This window comes from Variovorax sp. GW821-FHT09D05 (assembly GCF_059416325.1).
Map to the genome: position 1 here is coordinate 284,679 of NZ_JBWKOZ010000007.1, position 17,634 is coordinate 302,312.

Annotated in this window: 17 protein-coding genes; 16 read left to right on the forward strand and 1 reads right to left on the reverse strand. The window is 68.5% G+C overall.

All coding sequences use genetic code 11. The features are described 5' to 3' along the window. The first annotated feature begins 135 nt into the window (after positions 1 to 135). The 13 genes from AC07O3_RS20625 to AC07O3_RS20685 all read left to right on the forward strand — a co-directional run bounded on the left by AC07O3_RS20625 (position 136) and on the right by AC07O3_RS20685 (position 13,283). Positions 136 to 1,122 (forward strand): Bug family tripartite tricarboxylate transporter substrate binding protein, encoded by a 987-nt coding sequence (locus AC07O3_RS20625; RefSeq protein WP_495340213.1) that lies wholly within the window; start codon positions 136 to 138, stop codon positions 1,120 to 1,122. A gap of 38 nt (positions 1,123 to 1,160) precedes the next feature. Beyond that, positions 1,161 to 1,850: an RraA family protein gene (locus AC07O3_RS20630; RefSeq protein ID WP_495340214.1), complete on the forward strand. Its 690-nt coding sequence runs from the start codon at positions 1,161 to 1,163 to the stop codon at positions 1,848 to 1,850. Continuing rightward, positions 1,847 to 2,773, forward strand: a complete 927-nt coding sequence (locus AC07O3_RS20635; protein ID WP_495340215.1) for an NAD(P)-dependent oxidoreductase — start codon at positions 1,847 to 1,849, stop codon at positions 2,771 to 2,773. The genes AC07O3_RS20630 and AC07O3_RS20635 overlap by 4 nt, the downstream gene beginning before the upstream one ends. A 49-nt stretch (positions 2,774 to 2,822) precedes the next feature. Next, a complete protein-coding gene (locus tag AC07O3_RS20640; RefSeq protein ID WP_495340216.1) occupies positions 2,823 to 3,809 on the forward strand; it encodes a Bug family tripartite tricarboxylate transporter substrate binding protein in 987 nt (328 codons plus the stop codon). Between the two features lie 22 nt (positions 3,810 to 3,831). Beyond that, complete coding sequence (locus AC07O3_RS20645) at positions 3,832 to 4,788, forward strand: tripartite tricarboxylate transporter substrate binding protein (RefSeq protein ID WP_495340217.1); 957 nt, start codon at positions 3,832 to 3,834, stop codon at positions 4,786 to 4,788. An 8-nt stretch (positions 4,789 to 4,796) separates the two neighbouring features. Then, positions 4,797 to 5,687, forward strand: coding sequence for an amidohydrolase family protein (locus AC07O3_RS20650; RefSeq protein WP_495340218.1), 891 nt, complete (start codon positions 4,797 to 4,799; stop codon positions 5,685 to 5,687). 17 nt (positions 5,688 to 5,704) lie between these two features. Continuing rightward, positions 5,705 to 6,625 carry an SMP-30/gluconolactonase/LRE family protein gene (locus AC07O3_RS20655; RefSeq protein ID WP_495340219.1) on the forward strand — a complete coding sequence of 307 codons (921 nt, stop codon included), beginning with the start codon at positions 5,705 to 5,707 and terminating at the stop codon, positions 6,623 to 6,625. 155 nt (positions 6,626 to 6,780) lie between these two features. Further along, a complete protein-coding gene (locus tag AC07O3_RS20660) occupies positions 6,781 to 7,326 on the forward strand; it encodes an Rrf2 family transcriptional regulator (RefSeq protein ID WP_093077121.1) in 546 nt (181 codons plus the stop codon). Between the two features lie 124 nt (positions 7,327 to 7,450). After that, complete coding sequence (locus tag AC07O3_RS20665; RefSeq protein ID WP_177192773.1) at positions 7,451 to 8,176, forward strand: GDSL-type esterase/lipase family protein; 726 nt, start codon at positions 7,451 to 7,453, stop codon at positions 8,174 to 8,176. A gap of 171 nt (positions 8,177 to 8,347) precedes the next feature. Continuing rightward, on the forward strand, positions 8,348 to 8,962 hold the full coding sequence (locus AC07O3_RS20670; RefSeq protein ID WP_495340220.1) for a hypothetical protein: 615 nt from the start codon (positions 8,348 to 8,350) through the stop codon (positions 8,960 to 8,962). A gap of 339 nt (positions 8,963 to 9,301) precedes the next feature. Next, complete coding sequence (locus AC07O3_RS20675) at positions 9,302 to 9,802, forward strand: sigma-70 family RNA polymerase sigma factor (RefSeq protein ID WP_093058818.1); 501 nt, start codon at positions 9,302 to 9,304, stop codon at positions 9,800 to 9,802. Beyond that, a complete protein-coding gene (locus AC07O3_RS20680; protein WP_495340221.1) occupies positions 9,799 to 10,863 on the forward strand; it encodes a FecR family protein in 1,065 nt (354 codons plus the stop codon). The genes AC07O3_RS20675 and AC07O3_RS20680 overlap by 4 nt, the downstream gene beginning before the upstream one ends. Next, positions 10,860 to 13,283 (forward strand): TonB-dependent siderophore receptor, encoded by a 2,424-nt coding sequence (locus AC07O3_RS20685; protein WP_495340222.1) that lies wholly within the window; start codon positions 10,860 to 10,862, stop codon positions 13,281 to 13,283. The genes AC07O3_RS20680 and AC07O3_RS20685 overlap by 4 nt, the downstream gene beginning before the upstream one ends. A gap of 19 nt (positions 13,284 to 13,302) precedes the next feature. On the opposite strand, the gene AC07O3_RS20690 is transcribed toward AC07O3_RS20685, so the two are convergent. Then, positions 13,303 to 14,694: an aminotransferase-like domain-containing protein gene (locus tag AC07O3_RS20690; RefSeq protein ID WP_093058776.1), complete on the reverse strand. Its 1,392-nt coding sequence runs from the start codon at positions 14,692 to 14,694 to the stop codon at positions 13,303 to 13,305. Positions 14,695 to 15,048: 354 nt separating this feature from the next. Between AC07O3_RS20690 and AC07O3_RS20695 the strand changes: the two genes are divergently transcribed. From AC07O3_RS20695 to AC07O3_RS20705, 3 genes are read left to right on the forward strand one after another with little or no spacing between them, the layout of a single operon-like run. Then, positions 15,049 to 15,531: an MSMEG_0572/Sll0783 family nitrogen starvation response protein gene (locus tag AC07O3_RS20695; protein ID WP_093058775.1), complete on the forward strand. Its 483-nt coding sequence runs from the start codon at positions 15,049 to 15,051 to the stop codon at positions 15,529 to 15,531. A 13-nt stretch (positions 15,532 to 15,544) separates the two neighbouring features. Further along, the gene (locus AC07O3_RS20700; protein ID WP_495340223.1) at positions 15,545 to 16,600 is read left to right on the forward strand and encodes a Nit6803 family nitrilase; all 1,056 of its coding nucleotides are present in this window, start codon (positions 15,545 to 15,547) and stop codon (positions 16,598 to 16,600) included. Then, positions 16,563 to 17,633, forward strand: coding sequence for an MSMEG_0568 family radical SAM protein (locus AC07O3_RS20705; RefSeq protein WP_495340299.1), 1,071 nt, complete (start codon positions 16,563 to 16,565; stop codon positions 17,631 to 17,633). The genes AC07O3_RS20700 and AC07O3_RS20705 overlap by 38 nt, the downstream gene beginning before the upstream one ends. The last annotated feature ends 1 nt before the right edge of the window (position 17,634 follow it).

A 17,634-nucleotide genomic window follows, 5' to 3' on the forward strand; every position in this document is an offset into this window, starting at 1 on the left:
TTCGCACAGTGGTCCATGGTCCGTTCAGTGGACCACCATTGTATGGAGCGGAACGCAAATCTAAAGTCGCTTCATGCCTCGGAGCACCACCGCTCGCAGGCACTGATAGATCGAACGATTCCGGAGACAACACAAATGCACACCTCGAGCCCCAGCTCCATTCCTCGCCGCGCGGCCATCGGCCTCGCCCTTCTACTTTCTTGCGGCGTGACGCTGGCACAAGGCTATCCGGCGCGCCCCATCCGCCTCGTCGTGCCGTTCCCGCCGGGCGGCGGCACGGACATCATTGCCCGCGAGGTGGCGAACAAGGTCGCGACCTCGGAGGGCTGGACCATCGTCATCGACAACAAGCCCGGCTCCGGCGGCAACATCGGCGTCGACGCGGCAGCCAAGGCCAACCCCGACGGCTACACGCTGGTGCTGGGGCAGACCAGCAACCTCGCGATCAATCCGACGCTCTACGCCAAGCTGCCCTACGACCCGGTGAAGGACCTCGCAGCTGTGGGCCTCGTCGCCTCCGCACCGCTGGTGCTGGTGGTCTCGGCCGCATCACCCTACAAGAAGCTCGCGGACGTGGTCGCCGCCGCAAAGGCCAAGCCCACCGCACTCAACTACGCGAGCTCGGGCAACGGCACGGTGGCCCATCTCGCCACCGAGCAGTTCCAGAAGGCCGCGGGCGTGCAGTTCACGCACGTTCCCTACAAGGGCGCATCGCAAGGCCTGACCGATCTGGTCGGCGGCCAGATCCAGATGTACATCTCGTCCGTGCCGACCCTGATCGCGCAGATCAAGAGCGGCCAGTTGCGCGCGCTGGCCGTGACCTCTCTGCAACGCAACCGCGACTTGCCTGACGTGCCGACCATGGCCGAGTCGGGCTACAAGGATTTCGAGGCCGTCACATGGTTCGGCGTGGCGGGCCCTGCAGCCATGCCGAAGGATGCGGTCACCAAGCTCAACGCAGCCTTCAACAAGGCGCTCGCCACGCCCGAGGTGCAGAAGAAGCTCGCGGCGCAAGGCGCGGAGGTGATGTCCGGCCCGCCCGAGAAGTTCGCATCGCTGATTCGCACGGACGGTGTTCGCTGGGGCGCCGTCGTCAAGGTTTCGGGCATCAAGCTGGATTGAGCGCCCTTCTTCATCCCATCACTTCTGAAAGCACTCCCATGTCATCGCCCCTCCCCAACATCGTCCGCAACTTCGAGCGCGTGCCCGCGCACATCGTGGCGCAGGCTGCCGAATTCCAGCCGGCCATCCTGGCCGACGTGGCCGGGCGCCGCGGCGCGGTGGACGGCCGCATCAAGGCATTGCGCCCCCGCATGAAGCTGGCCGGCACCGCGATCACCGTAGAAGTTCGCCCCGGCGACAACCTGATGATCCATGCCGCCATTGCCATGGCGAAGCCCGGCGACGTGCTCGTGATCGACGGCAAGGGCGACCAGACCTCCGCGCTCATGGGCACGATCATGATGACCGCCTGCAAGCAGGTCGGCATTGCCGGCGTGGTCATCGACGGGGCCTGCCGCGACAGCAACGAGATAGACGAGATGGACTTTCCGGTGTTCTCGGTCGGCACCAATCCGAACGGGCCGACCAAGAACATCGGCGGGCGCATCGGGCATCCGGTGTCGATCGGCGGCGTCACGGTGCATCCGGGCGACTTCATCGTCGGCGACGGCGACGGCGTGGTCGTGGTGGAGCGCGAGAAGATCGAATCGCTGCTGCCTCTCGCCGCGAAGAAGGTGAAGGACGAGGCCGCGCGCATCGCCGCCATCAAGGACGGGGACACCGCCGCCAAGTGGCTCGATGCAGCGCTGCGCACGGCCGGTGTGCTGAAGGAGGGCGAGACGCTGTGACAGCCATCCTGGTGACGGGCGCCGACCTCGCGCCACAGGCACTCGACCTCCTCGAGGGATACGAAGTCATCTACGCGGGCAAGACACCGACCGAAGACGACCTCGTGGCCCTGTGCCGCGCGCATGACCCGGTGGCCATCATCGTGCGCTACGGCAAGGTGGGCCCGGCGGTCATGGACGCGGCCCCTGCGCTCAAGGTGATCTCCAAACACGGCAGCGGCACGGACACCATCGACAAGGCGGCCGCACAGGCACGCGGCATCGAGGTCGTCGCGGCCGTGGGCGCCAATGCAGCAGCGGTGGCCGAGCAGGCGCTCGCGCTGCTGCTGGCCTGCGCCAAGTCGGTGGTGGCGCTCGATGCGCGCATGCATGCCGGCCACTGGGACAAGGCAACGCACAAGAGCCTCGAACTCGGCGGCCGCACCATCGGCCTCATCGGGCTCGGCGCCATCGGGCTTCGCTTTGCGCGCATGGCCGATGCGCTCGGCATGCGCGTGCTTGGGTTCGATCCGTACGCCAAGAATCTTCCGGCGTACGTACAAGCCGTGGACCTGGCGACCATCTGGGCCGAGTCCGATGCCATTTCGCTGCACTGCCCGTTGACGGACGACAACCGCGGGCTGCTCAACGCCGAGACGCTGGCACGATGCAAGCGCGGCGTGATCGTCATCAACACGGCACGCGGCGGCCTGATCGAAGAGGCCGCGCTGCTGGCGGCGGTCCGCTCGGGCCAGGTGGCCATGGCCGGGCTGGACAGCTTCGCTGTCGAGCCGATGACGCCCGGCCATCCGTTCCAGGACGAGAAGAACTTCGTGCTGAGCCCGCACATCGGCGGCGTCACCAGCGCTGCCTACGTGAACATGGGCGTGGGCGCAGCGAAGAATCTGCTGCAGGTGCTCGCCCGCCAGACGACGAACGTCTGAGGCGCAGCCGCAAGGCGGCACCATCCGGACCAGAACAAGGAGACAAAAAATGAACAGAGGCAAGAACGCCCGCCGGGCGGTGGCCGTGCTCGGGCTGTCGGCCACGCTGGCGGCAGTAGCAACGGCGCATGCACAGACCTGGCCGGCCAAGCCGGTGCGCATCCTCGTCGGCTTTTCCGCAGGCGGCCCCACCGACGTGGTGGCACGCGCCTTTGCCGACCACGCATCGCGCGCCCTGGGCCAGCCCTTCATCGTGGACAACAAGCCCGGCGCCAACACGATCCTGGCGGCAGAGGCAGTCGCTGCCGCGCCGGCCGACGGCTACACGCTGCTGCTGGGCGCAACGAATCACACGATGATCCCGGCGCTCTACAGCCAGCGGGTCAAGTTCGACGCCGTGCGGTCGTTCGCCCCGGTGTGCTCGCTCGCCGTGAGCCCGACGGTGCTGGTCGTAGGGCCATCGATGCCCGTCAAGTCGTTCGGCGCGTTCCTGCAGGCGGTGAAGGCCGAGCCGGGCAAGCGCACCTATGCCACGCCGGGTTCGGGCAGCTCGGGGCACTTCGCGAGCGCGCAATTCACGCGGCTGACAGGCACGTCGATGAACCACATCCCGTACAAGGGCGCGGCGCAGGCAACGACCGATCTCATGGGAGGCCAGGTCGACAGCTCTTTCGCTACGCTGGGCTCGGTGCTCACCCAGGTGCAGTCGGGCAAGCTGACGGCCCTGGCCGTGGCGGCGCCGAAGCGCTCGGCACTGCTGCCGGACGTGCCTACTTTCGAGGAGGTGGGCGTAAAGGGCTACACGGCCGATGCCTGGTACGGCCTGCTGGCACCGGCAAAGACGCCGCCGGAAGTCCTGGCCGTGCTGCGCCGCGCAGCCAACGAGTTTGCGCAAGCGCCGGCCACGCAGGAGAAGCTGCGTTCGCTCGGCATGGAAGCACAGAACACCTGCGCCGATGCCTTCGGCGCGCAGCTGACGCGCGAGGTCAAGCTCTATGGCGAGTTGGCCCGAACGCTCGATCTCAAGACCGAATGAACGCACATCCCAGGAAACCAGAATGAAAGCCATCCAACGCATGCTCGCCGCGTGCCTCTTCGCTGCTGCCGCTTCCGCCCAGGCCGCCTTTCCGGACCGCCCCATCACGCTCGTCGTGCCGTATGCGCCGGGCGGCTCCGCGGACGCGCTGGCGCGCGTGCTGGCGGTGCGCATGGGCGAGAAGCTGGGCACCAGCGTGATCGTCGACAACAGGCCTGGCGCCAGCGGAACCATCGGTGCGAGCTTTGCGGCCAAGGCCGCGCCCGATGGCTACACGGTGCTCTACGACGCCACGCCCTACTCGATCAATCCGCATCTCTTTCCCCGCATGCCGTACGCGGGCAATGCCCTGCAGCCGCTGGCGCTCGTCTCGCTGGCGCCCAACATCGTGATCGTCCGTGCGGAGTCGCCGGTGAAGAGCATCAAGGACCTCGCGGACAAAGCGAAGGCCGAACCCGGAAAGCTCAACTTCGCATCGGGCGGAAGCGGCACCGTGCAGCGGCTTGCGGCGGAACTGCTGCGCCAGCGGCTCGGGCTCGACATGGTGCATGTCGGCTACAAGAGCGGCGGCCCCGCCATCTCCGATGTCATGGGCGGGCAGGTCGACTTCATGTTCAGCACCATCGCCGCGTCGTATCCGCTCGTGTCTTCCGGCAAGCTGCGCGCGCTGGCGGTGTCGTCGCCGCAGCGCTCCGCACGCCTGCCCGATGTGCCGACCATCGCCGAGACCGTTGCGCCCGGCTACGAGGCCTACGAGTGGAACGGCCTGCTCCTGCCGGCCGGCACGCCCGCGCCCATCGCCGACAAGCTCCACAAGGCGGTGGTCGATGTCCTGAAGAATGACGAAGTGAAGCAGCGCTTCGTGGACGTTGGCGTGCAGCCGGTCGGCTCGACGCCATCCGAGTTCGCCGACTTCCTGAAGAAGGAAGATGCGAAATGGGCGGAAGTGATCCGCAAGGGCAACATCAAGCTCGACTGAAGACAGCCATGAATCACGCCCCTGACGCGCCACCGGTTCCCCATTCGGTAGGGACGAACCGGCCCGCGACTGCACTGCCTGCCGATGCCTGCGACAGCCACATGCACATCTTCGACCCGCGCTTCGCCGCGTCGCCGCACTGGAAGCGCCAGCCGCCGCGCGCCGAGGTGGCAGCCTATCGGCTGCAACAGCAGCGGCTCGGGACCTCGCGCACGGTGGTGGTCAATCCCTCGACATACGGCACGGACAACGCCTGCACGCTCGACGCGCTCGCGCAACTGGGCGAGAGCGCGCGCGGCATCGCAGTCGTCGGCCAGGACGTGGCCGACGACGAGCTCGACCGCCTGGCGGCGCTTCGTGTCTGCGGCTTGCGCGTGAACTTCGTGACGCCGCAGTCCTGGGGCGTCACCACGGCGCAGATGCTGACGACGCTGGCGCGAAAGGTGGCCCGGCTGGGTTGGCACATCCAGGTCTTCCTGCAGCCCGAACAACTGGTGGAACTCGCGCCGATATTGGCGGCACTCCCGGTGCCGCTGGTGATAGACCACATGGCCCGCATCGACCCGGCCGACGGTGTCGATGGCGCCGTGTTTGCCGTGGCGCGCCGGCTGCTCGATGGCGGCAACACATGGATGAAGCTGTCGGGCGTCTACATGCGATCGCGCGACGGGGCGCCCGCCTACCAGGATGCCTACGCACTGGGCCGTGCGCTGGTCAAGGCAGCACCGGAACGGCTGGTCTGGGGCAGCGACTGGCCTCACACCACTGAGACTCCAGGCACCGTCAACGATGCCGACCTGGCAAACGTGCTCTCTGCGTGGTGCGACGGCGCCACCGCCGTGCGCGACCGTATCCTGGTCGACAACCCGGCGAGGCTCTATGGCTTCGCGATGACCTGATCGCAGAGGAGACCGACTTGTACCTATTGCAAGCGCCCCAGGTGCTGGACCTGCGGACCTTCACCAGCATGCCCGAGTCCTTCCGCCGTCCAGAGCCCAGTGTCTGGGCCGATGCCAACCGCGGCGGCCAGATGACCGATTCCTTTCTCGAAGGCCCTGTGTTCGACGACGACGGCAACCTCTACGTCACGGACATCCCTTTCGGCCGGATCTTCCGCATCGACACATCGGGCGAATGGACGCTGGTCGCCGAGTACGACGGCGAGCCGAACGGCATGAAGTTCGTCGACGCACACACCCTGCTCGTCACCGACTACAAGAACGGCCTGATGCGGGTCGATGTGCGAACCGGCCGCGTCACGCCGCACCTTCAGCGGCGCAACACCGAGAGCTTCAAGGGCGTGAACGACCTGGTGCTCGATGCGCAGGGCAACGTCTACTTCACGGACCAGGGCCAGAGCGGGTTGCACGACCCTTCGGGCCGCCTGTATCGCCTGAGGCCCGACGGGCAGCTCGACCTGCTGCTGTCCAACGTGCCCAGCCCGAATGGCGTGGCCCTCTCGCCGGACGGCAAGGTGCTCTATCTCGCGGTGACGCGCGGCAACTGTGTCTGGCGCGTGCCGTTGCTGGCCGACGGGAGCGTTGCCAAGGTGAGCCAGTTCTTCACGTCCTACGGACCCAGCGGCCCCGACGGGCTTGCGGTCGACACGCAGGGTCGGGTGCTGGTGGCCAATCCCGGCCTGGGCTATGTCTGGGTGCTCAACACGCGCGCCGAACCCGTCATGGTGCTGCGCGGGCCCACCGGCGCCTCGACGACGAACATCGCCTTCGGTGGCCCTGGCAGGTCGACCTTGTTCGTCACCGACTCCACGCACGGCGAAGTGCTGAAGCTGGCGCTCGACGCTCCTGGCGTGCAACTTCATCGCTGGTCGTCCTAGCCCCCCAAGCCCTTCCTGCAGGCTCGCAAGCGTCGATGGGCCGGTCTTTTTCGATTTGTTTCAAAAAAGGCCTTTACCTCCCGAAGGAAACTTTTCCCGGTCTTTTGCACACCTACCACGCATTGTTTGCAAAACCCAACACCGAGGAACACTCCATGCGTCTCACGACGAAGGGCGGCTTCGCCTTGACGGCCATGATCGATGTCGCCATGCGCGAACGGGACGGCCCCGTACCGTTGGCGTCGATCAGCCGACGACAGCACATTGCCCGCTCGTCGCTCGAACTGCTGTTCAGCAAGCTGCGCCAGCATGCGCTGATCAAGGCAACGCGTGGACCGGGCGGCGGCTACACGCTGACGCGCAGGGCGTCCGAAATCACCGTGGCGGACATCCTCGCTTCGGTCGATGGCCAGCCACTGGCCGACACCGAAGCCTCGCCGAACAAGGAAGACGCCGGCGGCAGCAGCAAGGGCTGCTACTCGACCGATGCGCTGTGGGCCTCCGCCAAGCACCATGTCATGGAATTCCTGGGCTCCGTCACGCTGCAGAGCCTGGTCGAAGACCAGCTGGCCAAGGGCGTGCGCGTCGAGCACGAGCCCCCGAAGAAGAAAGAAGCCCTACCGAGCCCCGCAACCCTGCCGATGCGCGTGAACGCGCCGAACTCGGTGTTCGCGTGGAACGGCGTGTTCGCCAAGCGCTGAAGACGAAGCAGGCTTTACATGGCTGACTGACCTGAAACGCAAGGCGCATTACGGGTTTTGAAAACTCGTACGGCAAGGGATCGATGCTTCCGGAAAACGCCGGAGGCCCTTGCCGGAGATCGCCTTGGTTTCTCTTTCTGCACGCCCACGCGCGGCCTGTGTCCGCCTGTCCGACATCGCTTTCACGCTGCTTGCCATCCTTGCGATCGGTGCGCTGGTCCCCGCCTGCGGAGGCGACAGGGGCAGCAGCAATAGCCACAGCAGCAGTGCCCCGACCCGTCCGGCGGCGTCCGCGAAAGCGCCCGACGACGCACCCCGCGACTGCACCGTCACCCTGGAGGGCGACTCGATCCTCTATGGCGCCTACAACAACAACCAGCGCTTCGACGAGCCGCCCGCGGCGATGCTCAAGCGCATGCGGCCGGCCTACACGGTGCTCGACAACAGCGTGGCGGGGTCGACGGCTGCTCAGCGCGCGCCCGCCTTCTCCAGCACGCCGCTGACCACGCATTTCGTGGTGCTGCAACACGGCATCAACGACGGGCAGTTCGGCCAGCCCTACGAGCCGGCGCTGCGCCGCATGGTGGCGCACGTGCAGGCCCAGGGGCGCACGCCGGTCGTCACCGGCCTCAGCCGCCAGACGCACCCCGCCCCGGGCAGGGACGCAGCCGACAACATCGCCCGGCGCGTGGCCGGCGAGACCGGCGCGCTGTTTGCCGACTGGGGTGCCGTGTCCTTCAAGCCCGCCGAGATGGCGGACGTGCTGCACCCCGCGCCCGCCTACAGCGAGCGGCTGGTCGGGCGCATCGTGGCCCTGCTCGACCAGGCCGCGCCTGAGTGCAGGTACTGACACCCACAACTTTTTTCGATAGGCCATTACGGGTTTTGGCGGCTCCGTTCGGCAAGGAAGTGCATTCACCTGAGACCGAAAGAGGAGCCGCCTCGCCATGCTTCAGAGCACTTTCCGCACGCCACCGTCATCGCCCGAATCGTCCCCGTCGCCCCGCCAGGAGGCTGCCCGATGAGCGCAAGCAGCCTTTGCGTCGTCGCGACCGCCTTCTTCGCGCTCGGCGCCGTCTGGTTCACGGGCAAGGCGCTCGGTGTGCGCGCCGCGGGCACGCCGCCGGCCCACATCGGCGCCCGGCCGGAGCCTGTCACCACGCGCGAGCGCATCGACCTGCGACAGCCGCTGCGCGCGCTCGCCGTCACCCACGGGGCAATGCTGGCGCAACGCGGCATCGGGCTCGACCTGCGCCTGCCGGAAGACCCGCTGCCGGTTTCCGTGATCGCGGGCGACCTGCCCCAGCTCATGGCGCACATCGCCGACGCGGCGGCTGCCACCTTGCCGCAGGGCACGACGCTGCACGTGCTGGCGCGCGCCGAAGGGCACCAGGCGGTGATCAGCTGGCGCGAGGCCACCATCGACAGCGACACCGACGCACCCCGCCTGTCGCACGCCTTCGAAACCAGCGCCAGCCGCGCGGCCACGCCCCGCATCCATGCCTGCCGGGCCATCGTGGCGCGGCATGGCGCGCGCATCTATACCGCGCCCTCTCCTCTTGGCGACGGCTGTCTCACGCTGCGGTTTCCGCTGTACGGCGACCGCGCGGTGCGTGCCCCGAAGGGGCTGCTGTGATGGCCACCCCCTGGCTCTTCGTGCCGCCACCCACCCGCGCACGAACACGAGCGCGAGCCACCGTCGGCGCCCCGGGCTCCCTGCGCTCCTGGCTGGCCAGCGCGGGCTGCCTCGGTGCGGCGGCGGGCGGCCTTGCGCTGTCGATCGGCCTCGGGCGCTGCGAGGCTGGCAGCACCAGCGCCGCCAGCCTGTCCACGCTCGCGCCGATCATGCAGACCCGGGGCCATCCCCCGGCGGGATGCAGCCGCGGCAGTAAAGCTTTCACAAATGCCAACCCAGTGAGATAGATTCATGCCTGCAACGCTCGCTGCGTTCCCGAACGACTTCTCTTTCCCTTCCATGCCGGACCGTCCTCCCACGCGCAGTGTGGAAACCCTCTACGGCGACCACCACGGCTGGCTGCTCGGATGGCTGCGCCGCAAGCTCGGCCACGCGGGCGACGCCGCCGACCTCGCGCAGGACACCTTCGTGCGAGTGCTGGGCCGTCCGGGCGATGTCGAAGAGGTGCGCGAGCCGCGCGCCTGGCTCACCACCATCGCGCACGGCCTCGTGGTCGACCACGTGCGCCGCCGCACGCTGGAGCGCGCCTGCATGGAAGCCATCGCGGCCCTGCCGGAGCCTCAGGCGCCCTCGCCCGAGACGCAACTGCTGCTGGTCGAGGCGCTGGTGCGCATCGACACCATGCTCGACGGCCTCCCGCCCAAGGCGCGCAGCGCCTTCCTGCTCTCGCGGCTCGACGGCCTGGGCTATGCCGAGATCGCGCAACGCCTGAACGTGAGCCTGAGTTCGGTCGAGAAATACATGGCGACCGCGATCCGCCACTGCCTGGCGCTGCGATGAAACCTGCATTCCCCTCTTCTTCTCCTTCGTCCGGCGACGGCGGCAACGCCTCCGACCTGCTCGAACAGGCCATCGCCTGGGTCGTGCGGCTGGGCTCCGGCAGCGCGGACGAAACAACGCACAGCGCCTGCGACGCATGGCGCGCCGCGCACCCCGCGCACGAACAGGCCTGGCAGCAGGTGCAGGCCGTGGAAGACGCCTTCCGCCAGGTGCCGCGCATCAGCGGCGGTGTGAGCAGCGACATGGGCGGCGCGCTGGCCCACGGCGCGCTGCAGGCCGCGGCCCTGATGCGCGCGCAACAGCAGCGGCAGCAGCAAAGCCGGCGCCGCGCGCTCGGCGTGCTGGGCCTGGCCGTCACGGGCGGCGTCGTCGGCCTGTTCGTCTGGCGCGAAACGCCCTGGGAGCAACGCACGAACTACGCCACCGCCGTGGGCGAGCGCCAGCGCGTGACGCTGGCCGACGGCACCGAGCTGAACATCAACACCGGCTCCGAGGTGCAGGTGATCTTCTCGCCGCGCCGGCGGCGCATCGTGCTGAGCCGCGGCGAGCTTTTCGTGCGCACCGGCGCCGACAGCGGCGCGCTGCTGGGCCACCGCGCCTTCTGGGTCGAGACGCCGCATGCGCGCTTCGAGGCACTCGGCACGCGCTTCGGCGTGCGCGAGCAGGACGACCAGACGCGGCTGTCGCTCACCGAAGGCCGCGTGGCCATCCATACCGAAGGCGCGCCGCCGGTGGTCGCGCAGGCCGGCGACGGCTACATCGTGCGCGGCGGCGCGGCACAGCCGCAGCGCATCGTGGACCGCAGCTTCGAGCCCGACGCATGGACCGACGGCGCGCTGGTGGCCCGGCAGATGCGCCTGGACGCCTTTGTCGCCGAACTGGCGCGCTACCACGGCACGCCGCTGCTGTGCGATGCGGACGTGGCCTCGCTGCGCGTGTCGGGCGTGTTCCAGCTCAACGGCCCCGACCCGGTCGGCCGCGCGCTCGAAGCACTGGTTCGCACACTGCCTGTACGGCTCGAACATGGCACAGGAGGCACATTGACTGTTGCGCGACGTTGAGACGGCTTAATCCGGACCGCCCTCCCGGGTTCTGGCGGTTCCGGCCGGCAAGGCCCACCCTGCTTCCCGCGCTGCTGCTGGGCGTCGCGGCGGGATGGGCTGCGCCCGCAGGATCCGCACGTGCACAGGCGGAGGCCTCCGCACGCGCCGGTTTCGATGTTCCGGCCGGCGCGCTCGAAGACGCGCTCAGCACCTTCGCGCGCCAGGCCGGCATCACGCTGTCTTTCGATCCGGCGCTGGTGCGTGGCAAGAACGCGGCCGCGCTGCAGGGCAGCCGCACGGTGCCCGAAGGCCTGGCCGAGCTGCTGTCGCCCCACCAGCTGGAGGCCGTGCCCGGCAGCAGCGGCGCCTATGCGGTGCGCCCGGCCGTGACCACGGCGGCAGCCCCGGGCACCGGCAGCACCCTGCCCACGCTCACCGTCACCGCACAGGGCGAGCGCGCTGACGGCCAGGTGCAGGGCTACGTGGCGCAGCGCAGCGCCACCGCCACACGCACCGACACGTCGCTGCTCGAAACGCCGCGCGCCGTCACCGTCGTCACACGCGCGCAGATGGACGACCAGGCCGTGCACACCGTCGAGCAGTCGCTGCGCTATTCCGCCGGCGTGCTCACCGAGGTCAGCGGCTACGACCCGCGCTTCGCGTCGCTCACGGTGCGCGGCTTCACGCCCGCCGAATACCTCGACGGCTTCAAGCTACCCACCACCAGCCTCGTCACACGGTGGCTGGTCGAGCCGCAGGTGCTGGAGCGCGTCGAGCTGCTGAAAGGACCGGGCGCGGTCTACGACCCGTCGGCGCCGGGCGGGGCCATCAACATGGTGTCGAAGCGCCCTTCGGCGGAGGCGGTGCGCGAGGTGAGCCTTTCGGTGGGCAACCGCAACCGCTACCAGGGCAGCTTCGACCTTGGCGGCGCGATGAACGCCGACGGCAGCCTGCTCTTCAGGCTCAACGGCGTGCTGCGCAACAGCAACGGCCAGACCGACTTCTCGCGCGACGACCGCAACTTCATTGCCCCGTCGCTGACGTGGACGCCATCGCCGCGCACCAAGGTCACGCTGATGGCCGAGGCCACGCGCGACCGCATGACGCCCAAGAGTATCTGGCCCGAAGGCGCCCTCATCTCGCCCAACCCCAACGGCAGCATTCCGCGCGAGCGCTTCATCGGCGAGCCCGGCTTCGACCGCTACAACCGCGATGCGTTCTCGCTCACCTACCTGCTGGAGCACCAGCTGAACGACAACTGGACGCTGCGGCAGAACGCGCGCCACGCGACGCTCGACATCGACTACCGGCAGATCTACGGCACCGGCTTCGAGAGCGACCTGCGCACGCTCGACCGCTCGGTGGTGCGGATGAAGGACAAGAGCCGCACCACCACGCTCGACACCCAGCTCGAGGGGCGCTTTCGCACCGGGCCGGTGGAGCACACGCTGCTGATGGGGCTGGAGTACCAGCGCCAGAGCAGCACCACGCAGACCAGCGTCGATCCGGCCTCCTCCATCGATGCCTTCGCACCGGTCTATGGCGCGCCCGTGCCCGAGCCTGCGTTCTCCGTTCAGTCGACCAACGGCATCACGCAGCGCGGGCTCCATGTGCAGGACCAGATGCGCGCGGGGCCGTGGTCCCTCGGGCTGGCCGTGCGGCAGGACCGGGCGCACAACAGCGCCAGCCCGGGGCCGCAGGCGGCGGCGTCGTCCATCGGCCTCGACACCAACACCAAGACCACCTACAACGCGGGCCTGCTCTACCTTGCGCCGAACGGCCTGGCGCCCTACTTCAGCTACTCGACCTCGTTCACCCCGCTGCTGGGCACCATCGCTGGCGGCGACCTCCTGAAGCCCGAGCTCGGCCGGCAGTTCGAGGTGGGCCTGAAGTACCGCCCGCCGAACGTGGACGCACTGTTCACCGTGTCGGTCTTCGACCTGAAGAAGAACAACTCGCCCACGTTCACCCCGTACGTGCTCAACCCGGTTTCGCAGATCGGCGAGGTGCGCACGCGCGGCCCGGAGTTCGAGGCGCGCGCCTCGCTGACCCGGCAGCTCAAGCTGGTGGCCAGCTACACCCTGCTCGACGCAAAGATCACCCGCAGCCTGAACCCCGAAGAAGTGGGCAAGCAGCCGCTCAACACAGCGCGCCAGACCGCCGCGCTGTGGCTCGACTACCGCTTCGGCAGCCCCGAGCTGCAGGGCTGGAGCGTGGGCGGCGGCGTGCGACGCGTCGGCAAGGTGCCGGCCAGCGTAGACAACAGCAGCTACAACCCGGCCTACACACTGGTCGATGCGGCCATCCGCTACGAACGCGGCCCCTACAGCTTTGCGCTGAACGCCACCAACCTCTTCGACAAAAGCTACGTCGCGGGCTACGGCCAGTACTTCGGCCAGGGGCGCACGGTGCAGGCGAAGCTCACCTACCGCTGGTAGCCATGACGACAGTCGCTCGTCAGCGCAGCGTTGCGTGCGGATGCAGCGGATGCGCCAGCGTGTCCGCAATCAACCGCAGCGCCTGATCGCACTGCTCGCGCGACATCGGTCCACCCAGGCAGATGCGCACCGCGTCGGGCGGATCGCCATCGGTGGAAAAGGCCGCACTCGCCACCACGCCCACGTTCTGCGTGCGCAGGTACGACGCGAATTCCACGGGGCTCCACCCCGGCGTGAGCGGCAGCCACGCATGAAAGCCCTCGGGGTGCGCCTGCAGCCCGCTGTCGCCCAGGTAGCGCGTGGCCAGCACTTGTCGCGCCACCGACTCCGCGCGCACCGCCTGAAGCATCTCTTCGGCCGTGCCGTCTTCCACCCACAGCGTAGTCAGCGCATTGGTGATCGGCGAGGCCATCACCGTGGTAGCGCGCATCGCGCCCGCCAGCCGCTGCGACTGCACCACGGTCGGCGAGCACACGTACGCGCTGCGCAGCCCCGCGCCGAAGCACTTGGAAAACCCGCTCACGTAGTACGTGAGCCCCGGCGCCAGCGTGGCCAGTGACGCGGGCGTCTGGCGCGGCAGCATGCCGTAGGCGTCGTCCTCGATGATCGGCACCGCATAGCGCAGCGCCACGTCGGCCAGCGCCTCGCGCCGTGCGCGCGACACGGTGGCCGCCGTGGGGTTCAGCAGCGTGGGGTTGCAGTACAGCGCCTTGGGCTTGAGCGTCTTGCAGGCGTGCTCGAAGGCATCGGCGATGGGGCCGTCGTCGTCCATCTGCAGCGCGTGCAGCTGCACGCCGAGCTGCGCGGCGATGGCCTTCACGCCCGGGTAGGTGAGCGTTTCCACGCAGATCAGCTCGCCCGGCCGCGCCAGCTGCGAGAACAGCGCAGTCAGCACGCCGTGGATGCCGGGGCACACCAGGATGCGGTCGACGCTCGCGTCGGGCACGAAGGGCCGCAGCCAATGCATGGCGGCGGCGCGGTCGTGTGCGGTGCCGCCGAAGTCCTGGTAGCGCAGCAGGTCGTGGAAATCGACCTGCGCGAAGGCGCGGCTGGCGCTGTCGTGCAGCCGCGCCATCAGGTGCTCGTCGTCGGGCTCGGGCGGCATGTTCATCGTCATCTCGGCGCCGCTGCCGCCGCGCAGCCGCAGGCTCGGGCTGCCAGAGCGGATGAAGGTGCCGGTGCCGGCGCGCGAGTCGATCAGCCCGCGCTTGCGCGCCTCGGCATAGCCGCGCGCCACCGTCGTGTAGTTCAGCTCCAGGTCGGCGGCCAGCTCGCGCAGCGTGGGCAGGCGGTCGCGCACGCCGAGCCGGCCGGTCTTGATGTCGTCGGCGATCAGGTCGGCCAGCAGCAGGTAGGCCGGCCGGGCGGTGTTGCGCAGCTGCTTGCGCCAGTGGGCGGTGATCGTGGTCATCGGTGATGCTCCGGCGAAGTTGATTGCATCCATTGATTGCATCTGGCCACCGATCAACATGCAGGATCCGCGCCCGCACCAGAGGGGATGAATGCTTCGATCAGGTGCGATCAACCCCATTGATCGGGTGCATTGATCGCATGGCATGTGCGTCGTCGCGGTGCAGAACAGGCCGCGCAGGCCCACCCCGAGGCGGCGTTTTCGGGTACCGGAAAAATTTTTGCGTGCACGCAGCCCGCACTGCTGCACGTTGATCGCGCATTGATCGCATGAACCCGGCAAACCGCTGGCACATCGCCTGCGAAGGAAAAGGCACGCAACACCTGCGTACCCACCACCCAACCGGAGTACCTCATGCCCAAAGTCACCCGCCCCCGCAACGAAAAAGGCGAGTTCCTCGTCGACTACGAAGAGAAGGTGTTCGAAGACGTCAAGGCCGAACCCGGCCAGAAGGCGCTCGTCACCTTCCACACGGTGGCCTTCGAGGGTTCGATCGGCTTCGTGAACCTGCTGCAGGCCACGCGGCTGCGTCGCAAGGGCTTCGAGACTTCCGTCCTGCTGTACGGCCCCGGCGTGACGCTGGGCGTGCAGCGCGGCTTTCCCACGCTGGGCGACGAAGCCTTTCCGGGCCACCAGAACTTCAACAAGCAGCTCGCCAAGTTCATGGAAGAGGGCGGCAAGGTGTATGCCTGCCGCTTCGCGCTTCAGGCGCTGTACGGCCATGGCGAAGGCGCGCTGATCGAGGGCATCACGCCGATCAACCCGCTCGACGTGCTCGACCTCGTGCTGCTGCACAAGAAGGCGAACGCCGTGGTCATCGACACCTGGACGCTGTAAGGCAGCACGAGCGATGGCTTCCACCTCCCGCATCGTGCGCGCAGCGGCGATCCAGATCGCGCCCGACTTCGAGCGGCCCGACGGCACGCTCGACCGGGTGTGCAGCGCCATCGACGAGGCCGCATCGAAGGGCGCGCAGATCGCGGTCTTCCCCGAGACCTTCGTGCCCTACTACCCCTACTTCAGCTTCGTGCTGCCGCCGGTGCTGCAGGGCGCGCCGCACCTGCAGCTGGTGGAGCGCGCGGTGGTCGTGCCCGGCCCCGTCACGCAGGCGGTGGCCGAGCGGGCCCGTGCGCGCGGCATGGTGGTGGTGCTCGGCGTGAACGAGCGCGACCACGGCAGCCTCTACAACACGCAGCTGGTGTTCGACGCCGACGGCACTCTGGTGCTCAAGCGCCGCAAGATCACGCCCACTTATCACGAGCGCATGGTCTGGGGCATGGGCGACGGCGCCGGCCTCAAGGTGGTCGACACCGCCGTCGGCCGCGTCGGCGCGCTGGCCTGCTGGGAGCACTACAACCCGCTCGCGCGCTACGCGCTGATGGCGCAGCACGAGCAGATCCACTGCGCGCAGTTTCCCGGCTCGCTGGTCGGCCCGATCTTCGCGGAGCAGATGGAAGTGACCATCCGCCACCACGCGCTGGAGTCAGGCTGCTTCGTGGTCAACGCCACCGGCTGGCTCACCGACGAGCAGATCCGCAGCGTGACGCCCGACGCCAACCTGCAGAAGGCGCTGCGCGGCGGCTGCCACACGGCCATCGTCTCGCCCGAGGGCAAGCACCTCGCACCGCCGCTCACCGAGGGCGAAGGCATGGTGGTTGCCGACCTCGACATGGCGCTGATCGCCAAGCGCAAGCGAATGATGGATTCGGTCGGCCACTACGCGCGGCCCGAGCTGCTGTCGCTCGCCATCAATGACCGGCCGGCGCAGACCACCGTGCCCATGCACCTCACGCAACCTTTTGCCCAACGGAGCCCCGACCATGACGACAACACCCACGACGATGCAGCCGCAGGACAGCCGGCAGCTGATGACCGAGCTCCAGTCCTTCGGGTTGCGGCTGGTTGACCCTTCGGCCGGCGTCTCGAGCCGCCGCGGCGGCGCGGGCCCTTCGGACCACAAGGCCGTGACGGTCGACGGCCACACGATCATGGTGCCGGTCCACACCTCCACCGCCTGGCACTCGCCCTTCACCGCCGAGGCGCCCGACGCCACCGGCATGAGCCGCGTGATGCGCGGCAGCATTCCCATTGCGAGCATCAGCTTTCCGAAGCAGCCGCGCTTCTACGCGATGCAGACCTTCGACGGCGTGCCCTACTCGCACATCGCCACGCTGCACGGCAGCGACGTGCTCGCCACCACCGTGCTGCAGACCTGCATCCGCTACGAAAGCCGCAAAAAAAGCTGCAAGTTCTGCGCGATCGGCCAGTCGCTCGCGGCCGGCCGCACCATTGCGCACAAGACGCCCGAGCAGCTCGCCGAAGTGGCGCGCGCCGCCGTGCTGCTCGACGGCGTGAAGCACATGGTGATGACCACCGGCACGCCCAACGCCACCGACCGCGGCGCGGCCGTGCTGTGCGAGAGCGCCTTCGCCATCAAGGCCGCGGTCGACATTCCCATCCAGGGCCAGTGCGAGCCGCCTGACGACGACCAGTGGTTCCACCGCATGAAGGCCGCTGGCATCGACACGCTGGGCATGCACCTCGAAGTGGTCACGCCCGAGGTGCGCGAACGCATCATGCCGGGCAAGGCCAGCGTGCCCGTCTCACGCTACATGAGCGCCTTCGAAGCCGCCGTGGGCGTGTTCGGACGCGGGCAGGTCAGCACCTACATCCTGGCCGGGCTGGGCGACACGCGCGAGGCCATTCTCGACACCTGCGACCAGTTGCTGGCGCGCGGCGTGTACCCCTTCGTCGTGCCCTTCGTGCCGATCAGCGGCACGCCGCTCGAAGACCATCCCGCACCCTCGCCCGAGTTCATGAAGTCGCTGCTCGCGCCGCTGGGTGAGCGCGTGGTGGCGGCGGGCCTGCGCTCGGCCGACATCAAGGCCGGCTGCGGCAAGTGCGGCGCGTGCTCGTCGCTCTCCGTCTACGAAAGCTGAG